Below are 25571 nucleotides of genomic sequence, written 5' to 3'. Positions count from 1 at the left end.
CCGCGGATCCTGGTACTGGCTGTGCCTGTATCCGGCCGGCAGCCGGGCCGACGCTGCTGTCATGACGAACACCACTGACACTGACATCGCCACCATGGGCCTGCTCACCGGCAAGGTTGTCCTGATCACCGGCGCCAGCCGCGGCATCGGGGCGGCCGCGGCCCGGCTCTTCGCCTCCGAGGGCGCCGCCGTCGTGCTCGCCGCCCGCAGCACCGGCGCCCTCGACGCGCTCGTCGCCGAAATCCGCGCGGACGGCGGCGCCGCCGAAGCCGTCCCCCTGGATCTCGCCGACCGGGCGAGCATCCGGGCCGCCGTCGACCGCGTCGAGAAGCTGCACGGGCGGCTGGACGGCGCCTTCAACAACGGCGCCGTCATCCAGCAGCAGGTCGGCCCGGTCGACACCACCAGCGACGAGGACATCGACGAGCAGTTCGCCATCAACTTCCGTGCGCAGTGGACCGCCATGACCGCCGAGGCCGCGCTCATGCGGCGAGGCGGCGGCGGGGCGATCGTCAACACCTCGAGCATCGGCAGTCGCCGCGCGAACCCCGCCCTGCCCGCCTACGGCGCCATGAAGCGCGCACTCAACAGCCTCACCGAGACCGCGGCGGTGAACTGGGCCGGTGACCGCATCCGGGTCAACGGCATCACGCCCGGCGGCACCTCCACGCAGATGATCGACACCTGGGAATCGGCGACTCCCGGCATCGTCGAGCAGATCACCGCGAGCATCCCGCTCGGCGGGATGGCCGAACCCCGGCAGATCGCCGAAGCGGCCGCCTGGCTGCTCAGCGACCGCGCCTCGTACGTGACCGGAGCGATCCTCCCGGTCGACGGCGGCGCCGGCGCCTGAAGGAGCAGGCCGGGCACGTTGCGTCAGGCTTCGAATTGGCGCCGGGCTGACTCGATGTGCCGGAAGCGGGACGCGCCGCAACCGCGGCTGGACCTGTTGTCTGCCGCGGCGGCGGGCGCGAGCAGTGGTCCCGCCCGCGAGCTGGAAGAGGCAGCCCCGCTCGTCGGCGTCCAGGTGGAGGACGCGGGCGAGGGTCTCGAGCGCCGGAGCGGACGCCTGCATACGGCCCTGTTCGAGTCTGGTGCAGTAGTCGGTGCTGATCGAGGCGAGCTGGGCGACCTCCTCTCGGCGAGTCCGGCGAGTCCGGCGAGTCCGGCGAGTCCGGTGAGTCCGGCGACCCGGCGGGGCCCGCCCGTCTCCGGCAGTCCGACCGTGCGCGGCCGCAGCTCCGAACGGCGCTTCTTGAGGAATGGCAGCCCGGCCGCACCCCGCAAGCTGCCCTTCGTCGACTCCCGGCGCCGGGTCAGTCGGCCGGCAGCGTCGGCTGGATGCGGCGCAGGAACGTCGCGTTGTCGGGGGTGTCCCGCATGCGCTCCAGGAGGGTTTCCAGGCCGGCCTGGCCGTCGCGGGACTGCAGGACGCGGCGCAGGCCGCGTACGGCGGTCAACTCGGCCGCGGACAGCAGGAGTTCCTCGCGGCGGGTGCCGGACGGGATGATGTCGACAGCCGGGAAGACACGCCGGGCGGCGAGGTCGCGGCTGAGGCGGAGCTCCATGTTGCCGGTGCTCTTGAGCTCCTCGAAGAAGTAGTCGTCGGCACGGGAGCCTGTCTCGACCAGCGCGGTGGCGAGGATCGTGAGCGAGCCGCCCTCCTCGGCCAGCCGGGCGGCGCCGAAGAACCGCTTGGGTCCGAGCAGCGCGGTCGCGTCGACGCCGCCGGTCAGCGTGCGGCCACCGGCGGCGGCCGCGTTGTTGTGGGCCCGGCACAGCCGCGTCAGCGAGTCCAGCAGGATGACGACGTCCTCGCCGGCCTCGACGAGCCGCTTGGCCCGCTCGATGACGAGTTCGGCCAGGGCGATGTGCTGCTTGGCCGGTCGGTCGAAGGTCGAGGCGTACACCTCGCCGCGCACGGAGCGCCGCATGTCGGTGACTTCCTCGGGGCGTTCGTCGAGCAGGACCACGATCAGGCGGCACTCGGGGTGGTTGCCGGCGACGGCGGCCGCGATCTGCTGCAGCAGCACGGTCTTGCCGGTCTTGGGCGGGGCCACCAGCAGGCCGCGCTGGCCCTTGCCGACGGGCGCGATCAGGTCGGCGACGCGCCCGGTGAGGCCGGCCGCCGGGTGTTCGAGGCGCAGGCGGTCGCGCGGGTGCAGCGGGGTGAGGTCGCGGAAGTGGCGGCGGCCGCGCAGTTCGTCGGGCGTGCGCCCGTCGACCCGTACGACCTCGGTCAGGGCGCGCCGGCCGTCGCGTACGCCTTCGACGAGGTCGCCCTTGCGCAGGCCGTGACGGCGGATCAGCGCGGGGGAGACCGATACGTCGGAGGGCGAGGCCAGCAGGCTCGCGGCGCGCAGGTGCCCCTTGCCGCCCGCATCGATGTCGAGGACACCGGTGGCTTGCTGGGTCGTGGGCTCCTGCTTGACAGGGGGGTGTTCGAGAGTGGTGGTCATGGGGATCGGTCCTTTCGAGGACGGATGGCATGAGACATGCGGAAGGAAGGGGTGGGAGGCCGCGGAACGGAGGCGGACCAAGCGCCTTCGGCGGCAGAAACAGCACCTCGGGTACGGCACAGCCGTGCCGGTCGCGAGGCGGTGCTGGAAAGCCGGTGCGCCGACCGGGAACGGCGGGCGATGCGGCGAACTGAAGAGGAACTGGCACCGGCGCCCTCAATGGGGGCGTACACAAGTGCTAGCAAGACCGTACCACAACATGTACGGCGCCAAACCGCTTCTCTGCACCGGTCAACGCGTTGACGGCCTCGCTTGTTCCGCGCATCCGGCGCACTCGACGAGATGTGGTCGGCCGCCGCCCGGCGCAGGCGGGAAGAACTCCGGATCGGCCACAGTTGGCGTGGGACGAGTGTCCGACGACGAGAAGGGCAAGTCATGCGCGCACTGATCGTGGACCCCGGGGCACCCGGACGACTGCGCCTGGGGGAGGCCCCTGATCCGAGGCCCGCGCCGGGCCAGGTGCTCGTCGAGGTCCGGCACACCTCGCTGAACGCGGCCGAGTTGTGGTTCGCGCAGCAGGCGGCGCCGGGCGAGGTGATCGGCTTCGATGCGGCCGGCGTCGTCGTGGGCGCCGCGGCGGACGGCACCGGGCCCGCGCCGGGCAGCCGGGTCGTGGGCTTCGCGGAGGGCGGCGGATTCGGGGCGCTTCGGGCCATGGACGTGGCCGATGTCGCCGTCGTTCCGGACGGCGTCGACCTCGGCGAGGCGGCCGCGCTGCCGGTCGCCGCGGGCACCGCACTCAGGGCGCTCGACCAGGCGGGGGCGCTGCTGGGCCGCCGGGTGCTGGTGACCGGGGCCTCCGGCGGGGTGGGCGGGTTCGCGGTACAACTTGCACGGCTCGGCGGGGCGCAGGTCGTCGCGGTGGCCGGGTCCGAGGACGGGCGGCGGTGGGTTGCCGAACTCGGGGCGGACGAGGTGGTGGGCGGGGCCGGTGAGGTGTCCGGGCCGCTCGACGTGGTCATCGACACCGTGGGCGGCGAGCAACTGGCCGCCGCCTACGGCCTGTTGGCGTCCGGCGGCAGTGTGCAGAGCATCGGCTGGGCGTCAGGGCGGGAGGCCGTGCTGCCCGTCGGGTCGACGCTGGGCAGCCCGGCGCCCAAGGCGATCGTGTCGGTCTACAACGGCGGCGGACTCACCGACCGGCAGGCCCAGTTGGGGCGACTGCTGACCCTGGTCGCCGCCGGGAAGCTGCGGGTGCCGGTCGGCTGGCGCGGCCCCTGGGACAAGATCGCGGATGCCGTGGAGGCGCTCGGCAGCCGCAGTCTGCGCGGGAAGGCGATCCTCGACATCGAGTGATTTCGGTTCGCCCCGCATGCCGTCCGTACGAACCCCCCGATGGCCCTTCACTGACCTGTTTCTTGTTCCGGCCCGGCAAGCGGCATGGCGGCCGCCGTGGTGATCTGCGGCTGCTGGGCGCCCTGGTCACGCTCCTGCTGGTCCGTGGGAACACCGCATGCTCGGCGGTGGGCGGGGCGAGCCGACGGTGCAGACGGCGGCGTCGGCGTAACGGCACGTGGAGGCCTCCCCCATGTGCCCGACCTTCCGGTCAGGCGTTGGGGTCGAACGGGATTTGGGCGGGCATGGAATGGGCCAGGGCGTACGAGAAATCACCGTCCTTGATCTTGATGGTGGCGGCTCCGAAGTCCGCGCTCAGGAGCTTGTCGCGGAAGCCGTCGGGATAGCCGTTCCAACCGACCAGACGGGGGTGGAACCAGCGGCCGGTGGCGTTCTCCGGCGGCTCGTCGTTGGTGTTGGCGAAGCGGAAGCAGTGAGTCGAGACGCCGTCCTTGTGATAGACGATCTTCGGGTGGGTGCCGTCGAAGCGCACCGACGAGCGGGCCGCCACCTGATAACCGCTGTGCTGCGACACCGACACGTACCGGACCTCGTTGTCGCTGATCCACACGACCACGTGCTCCCAGTCGTGCCGGTGCCCGATGGCGGCCGGTCCCAGGGTTGCCTGGTCCTTCTCGAAGTAGCTGGCGTACATCACGGCGCACCAGCCGTTGTTGCACTTCGCGCGTGAGTAGGTGTTGGCGTTGTCCAGCTGGGCCAGGTCGTGACAGTGGCCGTTGACGTCGCCGCCCAGCTTCAGACCGGGGTTGATGGTGCCGTCGGCGCCGATGGCTGCGGTGGCGTAGCAGCCGTCGCGGTCATAGTCGTAGGCCGGGGAGAAGGTCTGCTCCAGGCCGTCGGCGTTCTGCGGCAGCAGCTGCAGGACGTTCGCGTGGGCACTCGCCGGGATCGTCAAGACGAGTGTCAGCGCGCCGAGAGCACCGACGACGGCTTTCGTGACGGAGGTCAACTTGCCCATGGCAGCTCCTGGTTGGAGGATCGCGTCAGCCTTGACGGCTGGTCCAGACCATGACAGGGTCCGCCGCATCCGTCAATGCTTAAGGAAAGGGGTGAAGCTGCCGGCTGGAAGGGTGGGTCTCATCGTGAGACTGGCTATCGTGAGTTCATGAAGCGGACGTCGTTCTCGAACTGGCCGTGCTCGATAGCCAGAACCATGGACCTGGTGGGTGACGCGTGGACGCCCCTCGTGCTGCGCGAGGCCTTCTACGGGATCCGCCGATTCGACGAGTTCCAGAAGGAGCTGGGCATCGCCCGCAACACGCTGGCGGACCGGCTGCGCCTCCTCGTGGACGAAGGTCTGCTCGACAAGCGGCCCTACCAGGACGAACCCGTGCGCCATGACTATGTGTTGACCGAAAAGGGACGGGACTTCTTCGGCGTACTCGCCGCAATGTCCCGGTGGGGCGACCGCTGGCTGGCAGAAGAGGCGGGCGCCCCGGTCGTCTACCACCACGACGCATGCGGCCACGACACCGAGGCCGAGGTGGTCTGCGCCGAGTGCCGGGAGCCCCTGCGGGCCCAGGACACCTCCATGCGGATGGGTCCCGGCTATCCCGAACGGCTGCGGCAACGGCCCGACATCCAGCGCCGGTTCGGTGCGGCCTGACGGCGCCGGCAGTCCCAGCGGAACGCCCGGGTCCCTCTTGACAGCTCAAGTTCTATAAAGCAACTCTGGTGGTCAGACCCTTAAAGGCGAGGAGGCTGACCGGTGTGAAGTGGACCGGCGCGCACTACACGGACAAACCCACCGTCGAGGTCCGGACCTGGATCGGCGCCCCGCCGGAGCCGGTGTGGGCGCTGGTCACCGACATCGGGCTGATGCCGAGCCTGAGCGACGAACTCCAGTCGGTCGAATGGCTCGACGGCGCCACCGGTCCGGCGCTCGGCGCCCGCTTCCTCGGCCGCAGCGAACACCCCGCGTTCGGCGAATGGGCCACCACCTCGTACGTCATCGAGTACGAGCCGCAGCACGTCTTCGCCTGGGCGGTGCAGGACCCCGCCGAGCCCTCCGCGATCTGGCGCTTCCGGCTGCACGAGGGAGGCGGCGGCACCGAGCTATCGCAGTGGATGCAGCTGGGACCCGGCCGCTCCGGTCTGTCCGTGGCGATCGAGCGGATGCCGGAGAAGGAACAGAAGATCGTGTTCGTGCGGATGCGGGAGTTCGAGCACAACATGACCGTCACCCTCGAGCACATCAAGAAGCTGGCGGAGGCCCGCTGATGCGTACCGCGACCACGATCGAGGCCTCCGGCGGTGAACACTGGTCGCAGCAGGCCGACTTCCTCGTCGAGGCCGAGAAGCTCGGCCTCGACATCTGCTGGGTGGCCGAGGCATGGGGCTCCGACGCGCCCTCCGCCCTCGGCTACTACGCGGCCCGCACCGACCGGGTCCTGCTGGGATCCGGCGTCATGCAGGTGGGCACCCGCACTCCGGTGGCCGTCGCGCAGACCGCGATCACGCTGTCCAACCTCTCCGGCGGACGCTTCCTGCTGGGCCTCGGGGCTTCCGGCCCGCAGGTGATGGAAGGGCTGCACGGGGTCCCGTTCGCCCGGCCGCTGTCCCGTGTCCGGGAGACCGTGGAGATCGTGCGCCGGGTGCTCGACGGCGGCAAACTCTCCTACTCCGGACGGGAGTTCACCATCCCACTGCCCGGCGGCGACGCCGTCCCCATGCGGCTGTCCACGCGGGCCGAACACGACATCCCCCTCTACCTCGCCGCCCTCTCACCGGCCATGCTGCGGTTGACCGGCGAGATCGCCGACGGCTGGCTCGGCACCAGCTTCGTGCCCGAGGGCGCCGCGAGGGCGTACTTCGCCCACCTCGACGAAGGCCTGGCCCTCGGCGGCCGCAGCCGCGGCGACCTGGACGTCTGCCAGGGCGCCGAGGTCGCCTTCGCCCCCGACGAGGAGGCACTGGGCGCGATGGTGGCGGGCCGCAAGAAGGAACTGGCCTTCAGCCTGGGCGGCATGGGCTCGGCGTCGACCAACTTCTACAACCACGCCTACAGCCGCCAGGGCTGGGCGGAGGTGGCAGCCGAGGTGCGCGAGCGGTGGCAGGCGGGCGACCGGGACGGCGCGGCCGGCCTGGTCACCGACGAGATGGTGCTGGGTACGACACTGATCGGCACCGAGTCCATGGTGCGCGCACGGCTGCGGGTGTGGCGGGAGGCGGGAGTGGACACCGTACGTCTGTATCCGGCCGGGCGGACCCTGGACGACCGGCTCGCGACCCTGGGCCGGGCGATCGAACTCGTGCGGGAGGTGGACGGCCCCGGGTGAGCCCGTCCAGGGGTTCGTGCGGGGTGTCGATTGCGGCGGACCCCGTTCGTCGGTGGGGTGCAGGAAGCTCATGACGACCGGGAGGACCCATGAAGTACATGCTGCTCGTCTGCGGCGACGACACCGCCGACGCCTCGGGCATGGCACCCGTCGAACCCTGGGTGGAGGAGCTCGGCGACCGCAGCGTCCGGCTGCACGGCCACCGGCTGGCCCTGCCCTCCGAGGCGGTCACCGTGCGGGTGCGCGGTGGTGAGGTGCTGCGCACCGACGGCCCGTTCGCGGAGACCAAGGAGTACGTCGCCGGATTCGACGTCCTGGAGTGCGACAGCCTGGAGGAGGCCGTGGAGGCCGCCGCCAAGCATCCGGTGGCCACCATCGGGGCCATGGAGGTGCGCCCGTTCTGGCCGATGTGGGACGAGGAGGACGAGGAGACCTCGGTCCGTCGGCTCGACGCCGAGCTGACCGAGGCGGCCCGCGAGCGCGACGTGGAGCGGATGCTGGCCTGCTACGCGCCGGACGTCGAGATCTTCCACCTCGCCGACGGCGGGCAGCGGCAGGGCCCGGACGCCTTCCGCAAGGCTGTGGAGGACGAGTTCGCCGCCTTCACCGGGCCCGTCACCCGCGAGGTCCTGGAGCTGCGCATCCACACGGACGAGAGCATCGCGTTCGCCCACGCCCTCGTGCGGACCCGGGCCACCCGCACGGACGGCACCCCGGTGGACGAGGTGCTGCGCGTGACCACCGGCTACCGCAACGCAGGCCTGCGCTGGCTGATCACCCACGAGCATGTCTCGGCCGCCCCGGACGCCCGCCCGGCGAAGGACAGGCCGTGAAGTACGTACTGTTCGTCTGCGCCCCCGCGGGCGAGGAGGAGCCCGTCCCCGCACGGGTCACCGCCCGCCTGCGGCCGCCCTCCGATGCCACCACCGTGTGCGTCGCAGGCGACGAAGTCCTCCTCGGTGACGGGCCGTTCGCCCGCACCGAGGAGTACATCGCGGGCGTGGACCTCGTGGAGGCCGACGACCTCGACGAGGCCATCGCCCTTGCCGCCAAGCACTCCGCCGCCCTGGGCGGCGGCACCGTCGAGGTGCGGCCGGTACGGGAGTGAACGTGCCCGATGTCGAGGAGGCCGTCGCCGCCGCCTTCCGTGAGGAGTGGGGCCAGGTCGTCGCCACCCTGATCCGGGTGACCGGCGACTGGGACCTCGCCGAGGAGTGCGCGCAGGACGCCTTCGCCCAGGCCCTCGACCGGTGGCGGCGCGACGGAGTACCGCGCCGCCCCGGAGCCTGGCTGACCACGACCGCCCGCCACCGCGCCCTCGACGTGCTGCGCCGGGAGGCGGTGGGGGCGGCGAAACTACGGGAGGCGGCAGTGCTGGCGCGCGACGAGGGACCGTACGACCCGGACCACGACCGCGAGGACAGCGGTGTCCAGGACGACCGGCTGCGGCTGATCTTCACCTGCTGCCATCCCGCGCTGGCCATCGAGGCGCGGGTCGCCCTGACCCTGCGCACCCTGGCCGGACTGACCACTGGGGAGATCGCCCGCGCCTTCCTGGTCCCCGAGGCGACCATGGCGCAGCGCCTGGTGCGCGCCAAGAAGAAGATCCGCAACGCGGGCATCCCGTACCGGGTGCCGCCCGCGCACCTCCTGCCCGAACGCACCACGGGCGTGCTCGGGGTGCTCTACCTCCTGTTCAACGAGGGATACGCGGCCACCACCGGCGGTGACCTCGTGCGTACGGACCTGTGCGCGGAGGCGATCCGCCTCGCGCGCGTGCTGGCCCGTCTGATGCCCGACGAGCCCGAGACGCTCGGCCTGCTCGCCCTCCTGCTGCTGCACGACGCCCGTAGGCACACGCGCGTGGACGCGGCCGGCGAGCTGGTGACCCTGGAGGACCAGGACCGCACCGCCTGGGACCGCGCCGAGATCGACGAGGGCGCCACCCTGCTGGAGACGGCACTGCGCCGCGGCAGCCCCGGCCCCTACCAGATCCAGGCCGCCATCGCCGCCTGCCACACCACCGCCGCCACGGCCGAGGGCACCGACTGGGCCGATATCGCCGGACTGTACGGCGAGCTGGCCCGCTTCGTGCCCTCCGCCGTGGTCCGCCTCAACCGGGCCGTGGCCGTCGGCATGTCCGAGGGCCCCGACGCGGGACTCGCCCTGGTCGCCGAACTGGAACACGAAGGCGACCTGGCCGGCTACCACCTGCTGCCCGCCACCCGCGCCGATCTGCTGCGCCGCAGCGGACGTACGGCAGAAGCCGCCGAGGCGTACGAGCGGGCGCTGGAGCTGGTGGAGAACGACGCCGAGCGGAGGTTTCTGGAGAAGCGGCTCACGGAGTGTCGATCCGCGTAGGGGCCGTTCGTCGGTGGGGTGAAACAACCCCACGACACCGGAGGCCACCATGACCGCCCCCGCCCCCAGCCCCAGCAGGCTTCGCCGCCTCCTCGCCTCGCTGCGGCGGGCGCGCCCGACCACCGGCAGGCCCGACGTCTGGCTGGCCGGTCTCCGGCTGGGAGGCTGACCATGATCGCCGACAACGCCCGCCGCTGGTACGCGCTCACACTGCTCTGCGTCGCCGGGTTCATGGTGATCCTCGACGCGCAGATCGTCCTGCTCGCCCTGCCGTCGATCACGCGCGGCCTCGGCCTGTCCGCGGACGGTGCCCAGTGGGTGATGAGCGCCTATCTGCTCACCTTCGGCGGGCTGCTGCTCCTCGGCGGCCGCACCGCCGACCTGCTGGGCCGCCGCCGTGTCTTCATGACCGGAACGTTCCTGTTCGGGTTGTCCTCGCTGCTGTGCGGATGCGCCTGGAGCGCCGGAGTGCTGATCGCGGCACGCGCCGTGCAGGGCGTGTCGGCCGCTGTCATGGCGCCCAGCGCGCTCTCCCTGCTGGTGGACACCTTCGAGGAGGGCCACGACCGCAACAAGGCGCTCGCCATCTGGTCCGGCAGCGGCGGCTTCGGCGCCACCGCCGCCCTGCTGATCGGCGGACCCCTCACCGACGTCCTCGGCTGGCAATGGGTCTTCTTCCTCAACGTCCCCGTCGCACTGCTGCTACTGACCCTGAGCCCTCTGCTCCTGCGTGAGAGCCGCACCGGGGCACGCTCCCGCGCCTACGACCCGGCCGGCGCACTCACCGCCACCGCCGCGCTCGTCGCCTGTGTGTACGCCGTCGTCGAGGCGCCCCGCGCCGGGTGGCTGTCGGCGGGCACGACGGGACTGCTGGCCGCGGCCGTGCTGCTCGCCGCGCTCTTCATCCGTATCGAGGCCCGGTCCACGGCGCCCCTCGTCCCCCTGCGCCTCCTGCGTGCGCGGACGGTCAGCGGCGGCAACCTGGTCGCCTTCCTGCTCGGCGCCGCCGCCTTCGGGATGTCGTACACGCTGTCCCAGTACGGACAGGGTGTCCTCGGCTACTCGCCGCTGCAGTTCGGCCTCGCCAACGTGGTGATGCCGGCCGGCGCCGTCGTCGGTTCCTACGCCGGGCAGGCCCTGGTCACCCGCATCGGCGCCCGCCCGGTCGCGGTCGGCGGACTGGCCCTGGTCGGCGCGGGCAGCCTGCTGCTGGCCGGAGTCCCGGTGGACGGCGCCTTCGTCCGCGATCTCCTTCCCGGCCTGCTGCTCTTCGGACCGGGCCTGGGTGCCTGCGCGGTGGCGGGTTCCATCGCCGCCCTGACCGGCGTGGGGGAGAGGGAGTCCGGGGTGGCTTCCGGCATCAACACCGCGGCCTTCCAGATCGGCGGCGCATTCGGGGTCGCCGTCGTCACCTCTGTCGCCCTTTCCCACGGGGGCGGTCCGGAACGGCTCGCGGCTCTGACTGAGGGCTACCGGTCCGCGTTCACGGCATGTGCCGCTCTTGCGGCGGCCGGGCTGGCCTGCGCGCTGGTGCTGCTGCGGCGAGCTCGGCCAAGGCCCGCGCCGGGCCGGCCTGTTGAGCATGGGCATGGCGGAGCAGTCGTCGCCGGGGAACCCCGGCGGTGATGCGAGACGTCATCACGCCGGGAGGTGCGGCATGCGGAGATTCCTGCCGGGCGAGACGGCGGTTCGACGTGACGTGTTCCGCGACAGGGTGTGGAGTGCACTCGCGCTCCGGGTCGTCGCGGACGCACCCGAGGCGCTCGTCCTCGGCTGTCGGCCGGGCGCGGAGATGCGCGCCCCGACGAACTGGATCGACCGGCTGCTGACCGGCGACGCGACCGCGCGCTCCCGGGCGGTGGCGGATCTGGCGTGCGGACAGTGGCAGTTGGATCGTTGGCCGTGGCGGGACACGGCCCATCTGCAGTGGGTCCCCGCGGACGCCTGGTTCAGCGTGAATGCCTTCTACGATCCGGCCGACGGCCACCGGCTCACCCATTGGTACGTCAACTTCCAGCATCCGATGCGTCGCACCGCCATCGGCTTCGACACCTTCGACCTCCTCCTCGACCTGGTGATCTCACCGGACCTGTCGCAGTGGACGTGGAAGGACGAGGACGAGTACGCCCACGGCCGCCGGCTCGGTGTCGTGAGCGAGAGCGACCACCTGGCCGTGGAAGAGAGCCGGGCGGAAGCGGTCGCGATGATTGAAGCGCGCCTGGGGCCCTTCGCCCCCGATGCAGGCTGGCGGGACTGGGACTCCGCCCCCGACCAGTCGGCTCCCGAACTGCCCGCCGACGCCCTCAGCGTCGTGTCTGCCCCGCGTCGAGAGTGTTCGTGATCGCCTTCACCCCGCCTCCGCCCTCCCGGTAACGATCTGGGCGCCGATGACGGCCTGGCTGCCGGGCCAACCGGGCAAGGCCTCCTCCCCCTTCTCGGTACATCCCATGTTTGGCGGGCTGCCAGTCAGCGGGTTGGTGCTCATCCTGCAGCGCAAGGAATCTGTGTCACAAGGCTAGACACAAGCAACGTTCATATCCGTTAATCCATCCCATGTGTCACTGGACAGGGCCGATGGGTCCGAGAACCCTGCGGATCCCGGGCCTCCTTGCCCGGCCGCGCTGTCGCTCCGACGATCGAACAGGACGAACCACATTGCCGGATCAGTCTCACGCGGAACAGTTCTTGTCGGCTTGACGACCCGGACGCACACCGCGCCTCAAGCACTTGCTCTCTGATCACGGAAAGCGTTCAACATGTCTTCCTCCCTCAGTAGACGGCGTCTCCTGCAAGCAGCCGGAGCCACCGCCGCCGCCACTGCCACCGGATCGCTCATCGGCAGTTCTCCCGCCCAAGCCGCCGTGTCTCCCGCAAGGACCGACATCGGGGTCTTGGCGAACCCCTTCGAACTCGGCCAGGTCCGGCTCACCGCAAGCCGGTGGCTGGACAACCAGAACCGCACCCAGAACTACCTGCGGTTCGTGGATGTCGACCGGCTGCTGTACAACTTCCGGGCCAACCACCGGCTGTCCACCAACGGTGCTGCCGCGACCGGCGGCTGGGACGCGCCGACGTTCCCCTTCCGCACCCATGTCCAGGGGCATTTCCTCACGGCATGGTCACAGCTGTACGCCGTGACCGGGGACACCACCTGCCGGGACAAGGCCACCTACATGGTTGCGGAGTTGGCCAAATGCCAGGCCAACGACAGCGCCGCCGGTTTCAACACCGGGTACCTCTCCGGCTACCCCGAGTCCGACTTCACCGCTCTGGAGCAGCGGACGCTGAGCAACGGCAACGTGCCGTACTACACCATTCACAAGACCCTCGCCGGCCTGCTGGACGTATGGCGCCACATCGGCAGCACACAGGCCCGTGATGTGCTGCTCGCCCTGGCCGGATGGGTCGACTGGCGCACCGGCAGGCTGACCGGCCAGCAGATGCAGGCCATGCTGGGGACCGAGTTCGGTGGCATGAACACCGTGCTGACCGATCTCTACCAGCAGACGGGCGACCCGCGGTGGCTCACCGCCGCCCAACGGTTCGACCATGCCGCGGTGTTCGACCCGCTGGCGGCCAACCAGGACCAGCTCAACGGAATTCACGCCAACACCCAGGTGCCCAAGTGGATCGGGGCCGCCCGGGAGTACAAGGCCACCGGCACCACCCGCTACCGGGACATCGCCACCAACGCCTGGAACATCACCGTCAACGCGCACACCTACGCCATCGGCGGCAACAGCCAGGCGGAGCACTTCCGCGCCCCGAACGCCATCGCCGGCTACCTGGACAAGGACACCTGCGAAAGCTGCAACACCATCAACATGCTCACCCTCACCCGGGAACTGTTCACGCTGGACCCGGACCGGGCCGCGCTGTTCGACTACTACGAGCGGGCGTGGCTGAACCAGATGATCGGTCAGCAGAACCCGGCCGACGACCACGGCCACGTCACCTACTTCACCTCGCTCAACCCGGGAGGCCGACGTGGGGTGGGCCCGGCGTGGGGCGGCGGCATCTGGAGCACCGACTACGGCACCTTCTGGTGCTGCCAGGGAACGGGCCTGGAGATGCACACCAGGCTGATGGAGTCGATCTACTTCCGCAGTGCCGACACCCTGACCGTTAACCTGTTCGTGCCCTCGGTGCTCAACTGGTCGGAGCGCGGTATCACGGTCACCCAGACCACGTCGTACCCCGTCAGCGACACCACGACCCTGCAGGTCACCGGTAACGTCAGCGGAACCTGGGCGATGCGTATCCGCATCCCGGGCTGGACCAGCGGGGCCACCGTCAGTGTCAACGGGGCCGCGCAGAACATCAGCACCACTCCCGGCAGCTTCGCCACCCTGAACCGCTCGTGGACCTCCGGCGACACGGTCACCGTCCGTCTGCCCATGCGGATCGGCATCCGACCGGCCAACGACAACGCGAACGTCGCCGCGATCACCTACGGCCCGGTGGTCCTGGCCGGCAACTACGGCGACACCGCTCTCAGTTCCCTCCCCACGCTGAACACGTCCTCGGTCAAGCGGACCAGCAGCAGTTCACTCGCCTTCACCGCCACCGCCAACGGCTCCACCGTCGACCTGGGCCCGTTCCACGACGCGCACGGCTTCAACTACACCGTCTACTGGAACACCACCGGCAACACCGTCCGTCTCGCCAACGTGGGCAGCGGTCTCGTGCTGGGCATCCAGAACATGTCCACGGCCGACGGCGGCCGCGCTCTGCAGTGGACGGACAACGGCACCGCCGACCACAACTGGGAAATGATCACCGACGGAAACGCGGTCCGCTTCCGCAACGCCAACAGCGGCAGGGTGCTCGGCGTCTTGAGCATGTCCACGGCAGACGGCGCGACCGTCCTGCAGTGGTCGGACAACGGCACCGCCGACCACAAGTGGACGCTCCTCGACCAGGGAGACGGGACCTACAAGATCCGCAACGTGAACAGCGGCAAGTTGCTCGCCATCGCGAACAACTCCACCGCCGTGGGCGCGTTCGCGGTCCAGGACGCGGACGACGGCACCGCCGACAACCGCTGGCGCATCTTGCCGAACTAGATCTGCCGCAGAACCTGTTCGTTCTCTGTCTTGCCGCTTGCCCGACACTTCGACCATCGTTCGATATATCGGACGCTCCAGAATTGCGAGGTCTCCATGCTCCGACGTAGTTCCCTCCGCAGACGTCCGTCTGCGGTACTTGTCGCCGCGGTCGCGGCCCTGGCCGCGTTGGCGGCGATGCTCGTCGCCAGTCCCGCTCAGGCGGCCACCACCGGCACCCTGCGCGGCGTCGCTTCCGGCCGGTGTCTCGACGTTTCCGGCGGCAGCCAGGCCGACGGCACGAACGTGCAGATCTGGGACTGCCACGGCGGGACCAACCAGCAGTGGACGCTCACGGACAGCAGCCAGCTGACCGTCTACGGCAACAAGTGCCTGGACGTGCCGGGTCACGCCACCACGGCCGGTACCCGGCCGGTGATCTGGTCCTGCAACGGCGGCACGAACCAGCAGTGGCGGGTGAACTCCGACGGGACGGTCGTCGCCGTGGAGTCCGGACTGTGCCTGGATGTCTCGGGCGGCGCCACGGCCAACGGCACGGCGGTGCAGCTGTGGAACTGCACCGGCGGCAGCAACCAGAAGTGGACCGGCCTGTCCGGCACGACCAACTCGTGCGCTCTTCCGTCGACGTACAAGTGGACCTCGACCGGTCCGCTGGCGCAGCCGGCGAACGGGTGGCTCTCGCTGAAGGACTTCACCACCACGACGTACAACGGCAAGCACCTGGTCTACGCGACGTACTCCGACGGCAACTGGCACTCGATGGGCTTCGCTCCCTTCACGAACTGGTCGGACCTGTCCACGACCACCCAGACCGCGATGAACTCGTCCGCGGTGGCGCCTCAGCTGTTCTACTTCGCGCCCAAGAACATCTGGGTGCTGGCCTCGCTCGGGTGGGGTACCAACTGGGCCTTCACCTACCGCACGTCCAGCGACCCCACCAACCCCAACGGCTGGTCCGCGCCGCAGGCGCTGTTCACCGGCAGCCTCCCCACCGGCGGCCCGATCGACCCGACCCTGATCGCCGACGACCAGAACATGTACCTGTTCTTCGCCAACGACAACGGCAGCATCTTCAAGTCGACCATTCCGATCGGGAACTTCCCGGGCAGCTTCGGCTCGTCGTACACGACGGTCATGAGCGACACGGTCAAGAACCTGTTCGAGGCGCCCCAGGTCTACAAGGTCCAGGGCCAGAACCAGTACCTCATGATCGTCGAGGCTCGCGGTGTGAATGAGGACCGCTTCTTCCGCTCGTTCACGGCCGCCAGCCTGAACGGCCCGTGGACCCCGCAGGCCGCCACCGAGTCCAGCCCCTTCGCGGGCAAGGCCAACAGCGGCGCCACCTGGACCAACAGCATCAGCCACGGCGACCTGGTCCGCAACAACCCCGACCAGACCATGACCATCGACCCCTGCAACCTGCAGTTCCTCTACCAGGGCCTGGACCCCAACACACCGAGCACCACCCCCTACGAGAGGCTGCCGTACCGGCCGGGCCTGCTCACCCTGCAGCGCTGACCCGCGCGCACCTGACCACAAGCTGGTGACCGTGCCGGACAGGCACGGTCACCAGCGGCTTCGCGTTGTCTCCATCCCAGGAAGGAATCCTGCATGTTTCCCACGCACAGACGGCTGATGCGTCTCCTCACAGCCACCGCGCTGACGCTCTCCGCCTGCGTCACCGCCTCCGCCGGCACGACCGCCGAGGCCGCACCGGGCAGCCCCGCGCTCACCCCGCCGCTGGGGTGGAACAGCTGGAACAGCTTCGGCTGCGGTGTCGACGAGACGCAGGTCCGCCAGGCCGCCGACGCGATGGTGTCCTCGGGCATGAAGGACGCGGGCTACCAGTACGTCGTCGTGGACGACTGCTGGTTCGACCCGCAGCGTGACAGCGCGGGCAATCTGCGGGCCAACCCGACCAAGTTCCCCGGCGGCATGAAAGCGCTCGGGGACTACATCCACAGCAAGGGCCTGAAGTTCGGCATCTACGAGGCGCCCAACGAGAAGACGTGCGCGCAGGGCGTGGGTACGTACCCCGGCTCCACCGGCAGCAAGGGCCACGAGGTCCAGGACGCCAACACGTTCGCCTCCTGGGGCGTGGACTACCTCAAGTACGACTGGTGCTCCGGCAGCGGCACCTTGGCCGATCAGGTCGCGCAGTTCACCGTCATGCGCGACGCCCTGCGCGCCACCGGCCGTCCGATCGTCTACAGCATCAACCCCAACAGCTTCCACGCCATCACCGGAGCCACCTACAACTGGGGTGAGGTCGCCGACCTGTGGCGGACGACCGAGGACCTGCTCGACACCTGGCAGAACGGCAACACCAACAGCTACCCGATGGGTGTGGGCAATGTCCTCGACATCGACGCGCCGCTGGCCGCGCAGGCGGGTCCGGGCCACTGGAACGACCCCGACATGCTGGTCGTGGGCCGCCCCGGCCTGTCGCTGACCGAGTCCCGCTCCCACTTCGCCCTGTGGTCGCTGCTCTCGGCTCCCCTCATCGCGGGCAACGACATCCGGACCATGTCCGGCGACGTGAGCGCGATCCTGCGCAACCCCCGCCTGCTGGCGGTGAACCAGGACCGGCTGGGCGCCGGCGGACGCCGGGTGCGTGACGACGGCGACACCGAGGTGTTCGCGAAGCCCCTGTCCGACGGCTCGGTCGCCGTGGGCCTGTTCAACCGGGGAGGCGGTACGGCGACCATCACCACCACGGCCGCCCAAGTCGGCCTGTCCGGTGGGCCGTTCACCCTGACGGATCTGTGGACCGGCGGCACGTCGAGCACCTCCGGGCAGATCTCGGCGAGCGTCCCGGCGCACGGTGTCGCCGTGTTCAAGGTGACCGGCGGCAGTCCGCTGGCCGCCACTACCGCACGTCTGCGCGGTACCGGGTCCGGTCGCTGCCTGGACGTGGACAACGCCTCCACCGCGTCCGGGACGAAAACGCTGATCTGGGACTGCCACACCGCCGCCAACCAGCTGTGGACCACGTGGGCCGGAGGCGAGATCCGCGTCTACGGCGACAAGTGCCTGGACGCCTCCAACCAGGGCACCACCAACGGCACCCCGGTCATCATCTGGCCCTGCAACGGCCAGGACAACCAGAAGTGGACCGTGCAGTCCGACGGGTCGATCCGCAACGTCCACGCGGGGCTCTGCCTGGACGCCGAACAGGCAGCAACCGCCAACGGAACCCCAGCCATCCTGTGGACCTGCAACGGCCAGAACAACCAGAAGTGGACCACGCTCCCGTAACCTGCCACCGTGTGATCTGGGTGGTCGACGACCGGCGTGGCGCCCGGGGGCGATGTAGGCCTGCGGGGTGGTGATGGTGCGGAAGTCCTCGGTGCGGGCTCGCAGGACGCCCAGGCGCTGTACCCGCCGGGGATCGCGGCGGCGACGTTGGGCAGTCGCGGCCGCGACCAGGTGACCAGGTCCTTCGACTCCCACACCCGAAACTGGGGCTGCTGTTGGTGCACGTCGAGCCGCAGCGGACGCACAGGTCGGTTGCGATGATCCAGTACTTCTGACCGGTCGCGGAATCGTCGGTGAAGTGAGAAAAAGGGTGATCCTCAGCCGGTGACGCGTCGGAAGGTCCACTGCTGGTTGGTGCCGCCCCTGTCGGAGTACTGGATCAGCGCGGCGCCATCGTCCGTACTGCCCGAGTTGACGTCGAGCACCTTGCCGCTGTTGCGGTTGACGACGGTGAACACGCCACCGGTCTGGGGGCGTAGCTGCCATTGCTGGCTCGTCCGGCCGTCGGCGGTCATCTGCACGATCCGCGCGCCGTCCGCCGTGGAGGACCCGGCCACGTCGAGGACCTTGCCGCTCTTGACGCACATGATGGTGTGGTAACCGTCCCCGGTGGACCGGAAGGTCCATTGCTGGTTCGCTGCGCCGTTGTCCGGCCACTGGATCACGGCGGCGCCGTCCGCGTTCGACGCGCCGGAGACGTCGGCGACCTTGCTACTGCGTACGCTGACGCAGTTGTACGCCTTGGCGGGGGCGACGGAGTACTGCACCGAGTCCACGTCGACGTAGCCGGTGCCGTTCGGGTTGTAGGTGTAGAGGCCGATCCGGTCACCGCGGTAACCGCCCCAGGTGAGCTGGTAGGTGCCGCCGAACGAGGTGAACGTGCTGCCGTCGAGGCTGTAGGAGAACTGGCTGACTCCATCGACGTCCCAGGTGGTACGCAGCCACACGGCGTTCTGCGTGATCGGCGGACCGCCGGTCAGGGTGCCGTTGACGTTTTGCGTGATCGTGGTGGTGGTCCCGGAGCGCCGGACGCCCAACCCGGCGTAGGTGGCCGCGTAGTGGCACAGCCCGGCGTGCTGGCCGTCGGCGAGGCCGGCCAGTTCCAGGCGGACCGTCACCGTGCCCCCGCCCGCCGGGCGCAGCACCCGCTGGGTGAGGGTGTTCCCCACCTTGGTGAGGTTGTCGCCCGCCAGGGGTGCGAACGCCTTCAGCCGCAGGCGGCCGGGGCGTTCGGTCAGCGACCAGTGGTCCGCGCGCGACTGGTAGTACCACTCCCACTGGGGCTTGAGGCTGGTGTCGGTGAACAGGTCGCCGGTGACGACGGGGGGCAGCGCGTCGACCGGCAGACCGGGTGGGCCGCCGGCGGGTACCTGGCCGGTCCACACCATGTTGCCGATGCCGTCCGTGCCCACCGTGCCGATGATCGGCCAGCCGTCGACCCAGGTCACCGGCAGCAGGGACAGCACGCGGCCCTCCCAGTCGCCGTGGCCGTGATGGGTCACGAAGTACCAGGCGCCGTCCGGAGTCTGCACCAGGCCGCCCTGATTGGGCTCGCGGTCCGCCGAGGTGTTGACGTGCAGCAGTTGCTTGGTCTCGTACGGGCCGTAGAGGCTGGAGCCGCGGTTCATCATGAGGACCCGGCCCTCGGACTTCACCTCGCTGAACAGGTGGTAGTAGAGACCGTTGATCTTGTAGAGCTTGTTGGCCTCGCTGCCCGGCGACTGGTGGATGACCGTGGGCGTGCCGACCAGCGACTTGCCGTCCGCGGACAGCTTGAACAGGTTGATCTTGTAGCCGTCCGCGTAGTGCGTGGTGACCAGGTAGCCCTGGCCGTCGTCGTCCCAGAAGGGGCACGGGTCGTCCCAGCCGGAGGTCCGCCACACCGGGGTCAGCGGATCCCAGGGCCCGGCCGGCGACGCGGCCGACGTCATGAAGAAGCCTTCGTCGGGAGTGTTGAAGTACACCCAGTACCGCCCCGCGTGGTAGCGGATGGCGCCCGCCCACACGCCGCGGCCGTAGCGGTTCATCCGGTCCCAGTTCAGCTCCGGTCCGATCTGGGTGACATCGGTGACCGCGCCGCCGAGCGTTCGCCAGTTGACCAGGTCCTTCGAGTGCAGGACGGCCATACCCGGCGAGTACCCGAATGTGCTGGTGATGCCGTAGTAGTCGGTGCCGACCCGGATGCAGTCCCAGTCACTGAAGTCGCCCGGGAGGACCGGGTTGACGTAGGTGCCGTCACCCTGGTCCCCCCACTTCCCGGCCGACAGTGCGGATGCCTCCGCCGTGCTCGTGGGCAGCAGGAGCGCCCCGGTGCCGACCGCGGCGAGTATGCCGAATTGTCGTCTGGTGATGTCCACGGACCGTCCTAGACTAGAAGTCATCACATGTATGACGATTTTTCGACGCGAAACATAGCGTGAAGTCCGGATGATCCGATAGACATCGGCTCGAAACATTGGATGGAAGTGAGCGAGCCGGCTCGCGCGACGGACTCCCGGGCGGTGCCGCGCAACCAAGGCCGACGCCGCCCCTGGGTTCCGGTATGTGTGTGAACCGCCAACTCCCTGTTCGCGAGGGCTGTTTCGCTCCCTCGGGAAGGCATGCGATGACGCTCATGAACCGACGCTCTTACTGATCGCCGTTACGGCGACGGCCGGAGCGTGCTCGTCCCGGTCGGTTCCCGCCCGCCTGGAAACGGACTTCGCGTCGGTGCCGCGGGTCCCTCTCTGGCTGTTTCCGCGCCACGGCCTGCAACGGGCCGAAGCCGGCAGGATCTTTCGCGTCTCGACGAGGGAACTCGGCGGGGCGCTGGTCCGCCGTTGGGCGATGTGGTGCTGAGCCGTCAGGCCCGCGCCCGCGCCTCCTTCTCGATCCGGTCGAACTGGGCGCCCATGGCCGCGGCCAGGGCCTGCGCGGCGGACAACGGCCGCACCATGACGGTCAGTTCGTCGATCAGGCCCGCCTCGTCGAGGTGGATGAAGTCACAGCCGCTCAGCTCGCGGTCGCCCACCCGTGCCGCGAACACCAGTGCGTGGTCGCGGCCGTCGGCCCCGGCGAGCTCGCGCTCGTAGCGGAAGTCCTCGAAGACCTGCGAGACCGCGCGCAGGATCGCCGCGGTGATCGCCTTGCCCGGGTAGGGCTTGAACACCACCGGGCTGGTGAAGACGACGTCCTCCGCCAGCAGTGCCTCGACGGCGTCCATGTCGCCGGCCTCGACCGCCTCGCGGAACGCACGCATCCGATCACCTCATAGTGAACTAGTTGAGTAGGTGCTGATGAGAGTAATCAGCTGCGGAGGGCGTGTCCAGCGCCCGTTCGCCTAAGCTGACGCTGATGTTCAGCCCCGAAGGTCCCAGTCTGCGCGAGCTCGCCGCCCAGGCGCTCTCGTCCGTCGAGCACGGCTACGACCTGCTCGCCCCGAAGTTCGACCACACCCCATTCCGCACCCCCGACGCGGTGCTCGAAGCCGTCGCCACGGCGCTGGCGCGGACGGGACCCTTCGACGCGGGCCTCGACCTGTGCTGCGGCACCGGGGCGGGAACCGACATGCTGGCGCGGGTGTGCCGGCGGAGCGTCACGGGGGTCGACTTCAGTGCGGGCATGCTCGCCGTGGCCCAGCAGGGCGTACGGCCGGCCGGGCCGGCGGTGTCCTGGGTGCGAGGTGACGCCCGCGCGCTCCCGTTCGCGCCGGGCGCCTTCGACCTGGTGGTCAGCTTCGGGGCGTTCGGGCACTTCCTGCCCAAGGAACTGCCCGGGCTGTTCACCCAGGTTCACTCCGTGCTGCGGCCCGGCGGCAGCTTCGCCTTCCCCATCCTGGCCCCGCCGAGGCCCAGCTCCCCGGCGTTCTGGATGCTGCTCGGGTTCGACGCGGTCATGTGGGTGCGCAACGCCCTGTGGCGGCCGCCGTTCGTCATGTACTACCGGGCCTTCCGGCTCGGGGACGTGCGGCGGGAGCTGGAGTGGGCCGGGTTCAGCGTGGGTCTTCAGGAGCTGCCGGAGTTCGGTCGGCGCGGGGACGGCAGCCCGCGCGTGCGGATGGTCGTCGCCGTCCGTTCCTGACCAGGGCGGGGAGAGCGGTCACAGGCCGTTCGGGTCGGCGACACCGCCCAGCGCCAGTGCGATCGCCGCGTCCGGCCCCAACCCCCGCCCCCCCACGCACCGCTTCGTCGAACCGGAGGTCTCCCAGCGTGGCGCGCAGCCGGCGCTCGAACTCGCGGTGGAAGACCGTCAGATCGGGCCTGCCGAGCCGCGGCAGGCTCGCCGCGTGCCACAGCCGCCGGCTGATGCCCAGGAGACGGGCGGCGAGCTCTTCCTCGCCGCGCGAGGCCTGCGCGACCACCAGCAGGTCGGCGACCGCCGCCGCCCCGATCCGGTCGTGCACCCGCCACTTGGCGGTCGGCGCCTCGCGCGCCGAGAGCACGGCCTCGTCCGGATGGCCGAGACCGATCCCCGCGAGCGAGACGCAGAAGTCGCCCCAGGCCCGCATCCACAGCTCCCCCCGCTTGGCGCACTCGGCACGCAGCCGCTCCGCGACCGCCGCGCACCGCTCGAACGCGGCTTGGCCAGCAGATACGCCTGCACGGCCGGCGTCAGCAGCTGGAAGAACTCGGCCCCGCCGTCCCTCGCGGCCGCCTGCCGGACACTCTCGTACAGCACCGCCGACCGCGCCGACTCGGACCTACGCGGCGGGCGGCGCCCTCGAACTGTCCGGAGTCGCCCCGCACGTCCAGCGCGTGATGCGGGTGACCGGCTGGGACCGGGTGCCCGGCCTGCACATCGAACCGGAAGCGCAGGCCGCCGAAGGCCCGTGACCGGCTGCGTGGCCGTGGTCAGCTCCAGCGGCAGGAGCCGCACCCGCAGGGTCCGCGTCGAGTGCCACAAGCACGCCCCGGCCCGTCCGCCCGCCGCCCGGGCCTGACCGAGCAGCGGACGTACGACCTGGTGACGGCAGTGCACGAAGGCGTCGTCAACGCCGTGCGCCACGGCGGCGTGCGGCTGCACAGCGACCGCGACCACGTGATCTGCGAGGTCTCCGACCGCAGCGCGCACACCGTGAATCCGCCGCCCGAGCCGGCCGCCGTGAGCGGATGTGGCTGGTGCGGCGGTTGAGCGGCCTGGTCGCCGACGGCCTCGACTCCTCGGGCTCCGTCGTACGGCTGTACTTTCCGGCGCCCGGGGTGCGCTCACCCCGCGGCGGGCAGCGTGAACTCGTAGACGAGGGCGTCCGGTTGGGCGTCCACCACCAGGTCGGTGATCTCCAGCGGCCGCGCGTACTGGTCGTGCACCCGCCGTCTGACCCGCACCGAGGGCGCGTCCGTGAGCGGGGTGATGGAGTCCCGGTGGTGCAGGGTCAGGCCCGCCCTGCGCATCCAGTCGTAGGCGCGGCGCAGCTGGGCCGAGGCGGCGCCGTCGGCACGGTCGCGGTAGCGGGCCAGCTCCTCGACCTCGGCGAGCGCCACCGCGGAGAACGAGGTGACGGCCGTGCGGCGGCCGCGGCCGTCGGCGCCGGCCGACTCGTACCGGTGCACGAGCGTCTGCGAGCGCGGGGCGAGCCCCAGCGCCTCGGCGTGCTCGGGCGGAGGCGTCTCCCAGGTGACCGTGGCCCGGTCGACGGCGCACGGGTCCGCGACCCGGGCGCCGACCGGGAAGGTCAGCGAGGACGCCGTCTCCACCGGCAGGCCGGGCAGCACGGCGTGGCTGCCCCGCCGGTCGGTGGCGACCAGACCGTCACGGCGCAGCACTTCCAGTGCCTGCCGGACGGTCTCCCTGCTGACACCGAAGTACCCGGCCAACTGCCGCTCGCCCGGCAGCCGTTCACCGGGTGGGACGGTGCCGTCGCGCAGCTCGCCGAGCAGCTTTGTCGCGACGCGCCAGTACAGCGGGTCCCCACGGCGATCGCCTTCGGCGAGGGGAGGGTCGTGCGGGGTGGTGCGGGCCATGCCGCGCCTCCTGTTGGTGACGGAACGTAGCCGTGCGGGCTCATTGCGCCACCAGATCTAGCATTGGTCTAAACCACCAGGGAAGACCGACCCGGTGGTTCGGCCGAAACCGGTCCGCGCCGAGTGACGTTCACAGCGCCCCGTACACGGCCTCGATCAGGGCCATCTTCCGCGGGTCGTCCGCGATCTGAGGCCCCATCCGGTTCATCACATACCCCACCGACACCCCGGCTTCCGGGTCGGCGAGCCCGCAGGAACCGCCGAAGCCGTCATGTCCGAAAGCCCGCGGGTTCGGACCGTACGATCCGTTCGCACCGCTCAGCCACAGGCCAAGACCGATTTCTGTCTCGTGCCCGAGCCCGGCGCCGAGCACCAGATCCAAGCAACTGCCCTGCCCCTCACGCACCCGCTCGACCGCCTCGGGGGACAGGATGCGGTGGCCGTCGTACGAGCCCCGGCCCGCGAAGATCCCATACAGCGTGGCGACCGCCCGCGCCGTCCCGTGCCCGTTCGCGGCCGGGATCTCCGCGGCCCGCCACTCGGGAGTGCTGGCCTCGCCCGCGCCCACCAGCGGATTGGCCAGCGCGGCGAGAGCCTCCGGCCCCAACTGGCTGAAGATCGCCGTCTGTTCGCTGCTGGACGCGGCCGGCGGATGCACCAGCTCGGCCGCCCGCCCGGCCTCCTTCTCCGGCAGCCCGACGGTGAAGTCGATCCCGAGCGGCCCGGTCACCTCCCGCTCCAGAAAGGCCCCCGGCAGCAGCCCCGAGACACGGCGCACGACCTCACCGACCAGGAAGCCGTAGGTGAACGCGTGATACCCGGACCGCGTCCCCGGTTCCCACCAGGGCTCCGTCGCCGCGAGCCGCTGCGTGGTGAACTCCCAGTCGTACAGTTCCTGCAGCGAGTGCGGCTCACGCGGCCCGGACAGCCCCGCCCGGTGCGACAGCAGATGGCGTACGAGGACCTTGTCCTTGCCGGCCGCTGCGAACTCCGGCCAGTACGCGGCCACCGGCGCGTCGAAGTCCAGCAGCCCCCGGTCGGCGAGGATGTGCGCGCACAGCGCGACCGGACCCTTGGTCGTCGACCACACATTGACCAGTGTGTCGCGCTCCCAGGGCCGGGTGCGCGCCGCATCGGCCCAGCCGCCCCACAGATCCACGACGGTCCTGCCGTCGACGGTGACGGCGACCGCGGCGCCGAGCTCGGCCCGCTCCCGGAAGTTCTCCTCCAGCGCCGCCCGCACCGCGGCGAACCGCTCGTCGCAGTAACCGTGCACCTCTGGTTCGCGCTCCGCCATGGGGCCCTCCGTCGTCCGCCGGGAACCCGGGCCGCGACGCTGCGGCCCGGGCCACCTGAACGTACCGACTGGTCGGACTGGAGGGAAGGTCAGAGGAGGAACAGCTTCCCGGCGGGCTCCTGGTGACCGTCGGCCGTATGCCAGTAGTCCCGCGTCTCGACGGCCAGGCCAGCCTCGTCGAACCGCACGAACACACAGCCCGCGAGGGTCGAGGCGACGCCGTCCTCCTCGGCCAGGACTCGGAACTCGGCCACCGCCACCCCGTCCTGGCCCACGGCCGGCGGCGAGAACCGCACGTCCGTCACCCGCTCCCCGGCGAACGACCACCGCAAGTACCCGGCCAGCTCGCCCCGCCCCCGGTGCGGTTCGCGGAACGGCATCGAGCGGTGGACGCACTCCTCGGCATACAGCTCAAGGAGCGCGTCCACGTCGTGCGTGGCCCACGACCGCTCCCAGACCCGCACGAAGCGCTCGGCGGCCTCACGCGTGTCCATGCC

Annotated in this window: 23 protein-coding genes and 2 pseudogenes; 16 read left to right on the top strand and 9 right to left on the bottom strand. The window is 70.6% G+C overall.

Features of this window, described 5'->3' with window-relative positions:
- The first annotated feature begins 61 nt into the window (after positions 1-61).
- Complete coding sequence (locus tag ACWCRD_RS18845; RefSeq protein WP_450966921.1) at positions 62-853, top strand: SDR family NAD(P)-dependent oxidoreductase; 792 nt, start codon at positions 62-64, stop codon at positions 851-853.
- Between the two features lie 69 nt (positions 854-922).
- On the opposite strand, the pseudogene ACWCRD_RS18840 reads toward ACWCRD_RS18845, so the two are convergent.
- Both ACWCRD_RS18840 and rho read right to left on the bottom strand, forming a co-directional pair.
- Positions 923-1287, bottom strand: a pseudogene (locus ACWCRD_RS18840) (helix-turn-helix domain-containing protein); the annotation flags it as partial.
- Positions 1288-1316: 29 nt separating this feature from the next.
- The gene (rho, locus tag ACWCRD_RS18835) at positions 1317-2459 is read right to left on the bottom strand and encodes a transcription termination factor Rho (RefSeq protein ID WP_450966920.1); all 1143 of its coding nucleotides are present in this window, start codon (positions 2457-2459) and stop codon (positions 1317-1319) included.
- 435 nt (positions 2460-2894) lie between these two features.
- Here rho and ACWCRD_RS18830 point away from each other — a divergent pair, with 435 nt between their 5' ends.
- On the top strand, positions 2895-3815 hold the full coding sequence (locus ACWCRD_RS18830) for a zinc-binding dehydrogenase (RefSeq protein ID WP_450966919.1): 921 nt from the start codon (positions 2895-2897) through the stop codon (positions 3813-3815).
- Between the two features lie 250 nt (positions 3816-4065).
- Here the strand turns inward: ACWCRD_RS18830 and ACWCRD_RS18825 are convergent, their stop codons facing one another.
- Positions 4066-4833: an NPP1 family protein gene (locus ACWCRD_RS18825; RefSeq protein ID WP_450966918.1), complete on the bottom strand. Its 768-nt coding sequence runs from the start codon at positions 4831-4833 to the stop codon at positions 4066-4068.
- 147 nt (positions 4834-4980) lie between these two features.
- On the opposite strand from ACWCRD_RS18825, the gene ACWCRD_RS18820 reads away from it, so the two are divergent.
- The 11 genes from ACWCRD_RS18820 to ACWCRD_RS18770 all read left to right on the top strand — a co-directional run bounded on the left by ACWCRD_RS18820 (position 4981) and on the right by ACWCRD_RS18770 (position 17838).
- Positions 4981-5481, top strand: coding sequence for a winged helix-turn-helix transcriptional regulator (locus ACWCRD_RS18820; protein WP_450966917.1), 501 nt, complete (start codon positions 4981-4983; stop codon positions 5479-5481).
- Between the two features lie 104 nt (positions 5482-5585).
- Positions 5586-6095 carry an SRPBCC family protein gene (locus ACWCRD_RS18815; protein ID WP_450966916.1) on the top strand — a complete coding sequence of 170 codons (510 nt, stop codon included), beginning with the start codon at positions 5586-5588 and terminating at the stop codon, positions 6093-6095.
- Positions 6095-7153 carry an LLM class flavin-dependent oxidoreductase gene (locus ACWCRD_RS18810; protein WP_450966915.1) on the top strand — a complete coding sequence of 353 codons (1059 nt, stop codon included), beginning with the start codon at positions 6095-6097 and terminating at the stop codon, positions 7151-7153. Before ACWCRD_RS18815 ends, ACWCRD_RS18810 begins: the two co-directional genes overlap by 1 nt.
- An 89-nt stretch (positions 7154-7242) precedes the next feature.
- Positions 7243-7986 (top strand): SgcJ/EcaC family oxidoreductase, encoded by a 744-nt coding sequence (locus ACWCRD_RS18805; protein ID WP_450966914.1) that lies wholly within the window; start codon positions 7243-7245, stop codon positions 7984-7986.
- Positions 7983-8261: a YciI family protein gene (locus ACWCRD_RS18800; RefSeq protein ID WP_450966913.1), complete on the top strand. Its 279-nt coding sequence runs from the start codon at positions 7983-7985 to the stop codon at positions 8259-8261. The genes ACWCRD_RS18805 and ACWCRD_RS18800 overlap by 4 nt, the downstream gene beginning before the upstream one ends.
- Entirely contained in the window at positions 8258-9514 is a 1257-nt protein-coding gene (locus ACWCRD_RS18795; RefSeq protein ID WP_450966912.1) for an RNA polymerase sigma factor, read from the top strand. The genes ACWCRD_RS18800 and ACWCRD_RS18795 overlap by 4 nt, the downstream gene beginning before the upstream one ends.
- 171 nt (positions 9515-9685) lie before the next feature.
- On the top strand, positions 9686-11140 hold the full coding sequence (locus ACWCRD_RS18790; RefSeq protein WP_450966911.1) for an MFS transporter: 1455 nt from the start codon (positions 9686-9688) through the stop codon (positions 11138-11140).
- A gap of 31 nt (positions 11141-11171) precedes the next feature.
- Positions 11172-11855 (top strand): DUF402 domain-containing protein, encoded by a 684-nt coding sequence (locus ACWCRD_RS18785; protein ID WP_450966910.1) that lies wholly within the window; start codon positions 11172-11174, stop codon positions 11853-11855.
- A gap of 415 nt (positions 11856-12270) precedes the next feature.
- Positions 12271-14580, top strand: coding sequence for a beta-L-arabinofuranosidase domain-containing protein (locus tag ACWCRD_RS18780; RefSeq protein WP_450966909.1), 2310 nt, complete (start codon positions 12271-12273; stop codon positions 14578-14580).
- 96 nt (positions 14581-14676) lie between these two features.
- On the top strand, positions 14677-16098 hold the full coding sequence (locus ACWCRD_RS18775) for a non-reducing end alpha-L-arabinofuranosidase family hydrolase (RefSeq protein WP_450966908.1): 1422 nt from the start codon (positions 14677-14679) through the stop codon (positions 16096-16098).
- Between the two features lie 93 nt (positions 16099-16191).
- Positions 16192-17838: a glycoside hydrolase family 27 protein gene (locus ACWCRD_RS18770; RefSeq protein ID WP_450966907.1), complete on the top strand. Its 1647-nt coding sequence runs from the start codon at positions 16192-16194 to the stop codon at positions 17836-17838.
- 23 nt (positions 17839-17861) lie between these two features.
- Here the strand turns inward: ACWCRD_RS18770 and ACWCRD_RS18765 are convergent.
- A pseudogene (locus tag ACWCRD_RS18765) lies at positions 17862-18124 on the bottom strand (1,4-beta-xylanase); the annotation flags it as partial.
- A 31-nt stretch (positions 18125-18155) separates the two neighbouring features.
- A complete protein-coding gene (locus ACWCRD_RS18760; RefSeq protein ID WP_450966906.1) occupies positions 18156-20195 on the bottom strand; it encodes a family 43 glycosylhydrolase in 2040 nt (679 codons plus the stop codon).
- A 187-nt stretch (positions 20196-20382) separates the two neighbouring features.
- Here ACWCRD_RS18760 and ACWCRD_RS18755 point away from each other — a divergent pair, with 187 nt between their 5' ends.
- The gene (locus tag ACWCRD_RS18755; RefSeq protein WP_450966905.1) at positions 20383-20676 is read left to right on the top strand and encodes a DUF1353 domain-containing protein; all 294 of its coding nucleotides are present in this window, start codon (positions 20383-20385) and stop codon (positions 20674-20676) included.
- A gap of 4 nt (positions 20677-20680) precedes the next feature.
- Here ACWCRD_RS18755 and ACWCRD_RS18750 read toward each other — a convergent pair whose 3' ends face one another.
- Entirely contained in the window at positions 20681-21076 is a 396-nt protein-coding gene (locus tag ACWCRD_RS18750) for a nuclear transport factor 2 family protein (RefSeq protein WP_450966904.1), read from the bottom strand.
- Between the two features lie 95 nt (positions 21077-21171).
- Here ACWCRD_RS18750 and ACWCRD_RS18745 point away from each other — a divergent pair, with 95 nt between their 5' ends.
- Together ACWCRD_RS18745 and ACWCRD_RS18740 are read left to right on the top strand one after the other, a co-directional pair.
- Positions 21172-21897 (top strand): class I SAM-dependent methyltransferase, encoded by a 726-nt coding sequence (locus tag ACWCRD_RS18745; RefSeq protein WP_450966903.1) that lies wholly within the window; start codon positions 21172-21174, stop codon positions 21895-21897.
- Between the two features lie 813 nt (positions 21898-22710).
- A complete protein-coding gene (locus tag ACWCRD_RS18740) occupies positions 22711-22947 on the top strand; it encodes an ATP-binding protein (RefSeq protein WP_450966902.1) in 237 nt (78 codons plus the stop codon).
- A 74-nt stretch (positions 22948-23021) separates the two neighbouring features.
- Here ACWCRD_RS18740 and ACWCRD_RS18735 read toward each other — a convergent pair whose 3' ends face one another.
- The 3 genes from ACWCRD_RS18735 to ACWCRD_RS18725 all read right to left on the bottom strand — a co-directional run bounded on the left by ACWCRD_RS18735 (position 23022) and on the right by ACWCRD_RS18725 (position 25568).
- Positions 23022-23777, bottom strand: coding sequence for a GntR family transcriptional regulator (locus ACWCRD_RS18735; protein WP_450966901.1), 756 nt, complete (start codon positions 23775-23777; stop codon positions 23022-23024).
- A 130-nt stretch (positions 23778-23907) separates the two neighbouring features.
- Complete coding sequence (locus ACWCRD_RS18730) at positions 23908-25074, bottom strand: serine hydrolase domain-containing protein (protein ID WP_450966900.1); 1167 nt, start codon at positions 25072-25074, stop codon at positions 23908-23910.
- 89 nt (positions 25075-25163) lie between these two features.
- Positions 25164-25568, bottom strand: coding sequence for a nuclear transport factor 2 family protein (locus tag ACWCRD_RS18725; RefSeq protein WP_450966899.1), 405 nt, complete (start codon positions 25566-25568; stop codon positions 25164-25166).
- Positions 25569-25571 lie beyond the last annotated feature (3 nt).

Source organism: Streptomyces sp. NPDC002092 (genome assembly GCF_053593775.1).
Note: the sequence above shows the minus strand (reverse complement) of the source record. Positions and strands in the feature narration are given on the sequence as shown.

Excerpts from the sequence above, each read along its gene's own strand:
- rho (WP_450966920.1), bottom strand. The coding sequence starts at position 2,459 with ATGACCACCACTCTCGAACACCCCCCTGTCAAGCAGGAGCCCACGACC.
- ACWCRD_RS18725 (WP_450966899.1), bottom strand. The coding sequence starts at position 25,568 with ATGGACACGCGTGAGGCCGCCGAGCGCTTCGTGCGGGTCTGGGAGCGG.
- ACWCRD_RS18750 (WP_450966904.1), bottom strand. The coding sequence starts at position 21,076 with ATGCGTGCGTTCCGCGAGGCGGTCGAGGCCGGCGACATGGACGCCGTC.
- ACWCRD_RS18810 (WP_450966915.1), top strand. The coding sequence starts at position 6,095 with ATGCGTACCGCGACCACGATCGAGGCCTCCGGCGGTGAACACTGGTCG.
- ACWCRD_RS18805 (WP_450966914.1), top strand. The coding sequence starts at position 7,243 with ATGAAGTACATGCTGCTCGTCTGCGGCGACGACACCGCCGACGCCTCG.
- ACWCRD_RS18730 (WP_450966900.1), bottom strand. The coding sequence starts at position 25,074 with ATGGCGGAGCGCGAACCAGAGGTGCACGGTTACTGCGACGAGCGGTTC.
- ACWCRD_RS18785 (WP_450966910.1), top strand. The coding sequence starts at position 11,172 with ATGCGGAGATTCCTGCCGGGCGAGACGGCGGTTCGACGTGACGTGTTC.
- ACWCRD_RS18790 (WP_450966911.1), top strand. The coding sequence starts at position 9,686 with ATGATCGCCGACAACGCCCGCCGCTGGTACGCGCTCACACTGCTCTGC.
- ACWCRD_RS18830 (WP_450966919.1), top strand. The coding sequence starts at position 2,895 with ATGCGCGCACTGATCGTGGACCCCGGGGCACCCGGACGACTGCGCCTG.
- ACWCRD_RS18820 (WP_450966917.1), top strand. The coding sequence starts at position 4,981 with ATGAAGCGGACGTCGTTCTCGAACTGGCCGTGCTCGATAGCCAGAACC.
- ACWCRD_RS18770 (WP_450966907.1), top strand. The coding sequence starts at position 16,192 with ATGTTTCCCACGCACAGACGGCTGATGCGTCTCCTCACAGCCACCGCG.
- ACWCRD_RS18775 (WP_450966908.1), top strand. The coding sequence starts at position 14,677 with ATGCTCCGACGTAGTTCCCTCCGCAGACGTCCGTCTGCGGTACTTGTC.
- ACWCRD_RS18825 (WP_450966918.1), bottom strand. The coding sequence starts at position 4,833 with ATGGGCAAGTTGACCTCCGTCACGAAAGCCGTCGTCGGTGCTCTCGGC.
- ACWCRD_RS18780 (WP_450966909.1), top strand. The coding sequence starts at position 12,271 with ATGTCTTCCTCCCTCAGTAGACGGCGTCTCCTGCAAGCAGCCGGAGCC.
- ACWCRD_RS18735 (WP_450966901.1), bottom strand. The coding sequence starts at position 23,777 with ATGGCCCGCACCACCCCGCACGACCCTCCCCTCGCCGAAGGCGATCGC.
- ACWCRD_RS18845 (WP_450966921.1), top strand. The coding sequence starts at position 62 with ATGACGAACACCACTGACACTGACATCGCCACCATGGGCCTGCTCACC.
- ACWCRD_RS18745 (WP_450966903.1), top strand. The coding sequence starts at position 21,172 with ATGTTCAGCCCCGAAGGTCCCAGTCTGCGCGAGCTCGCCGCCCAGGCG.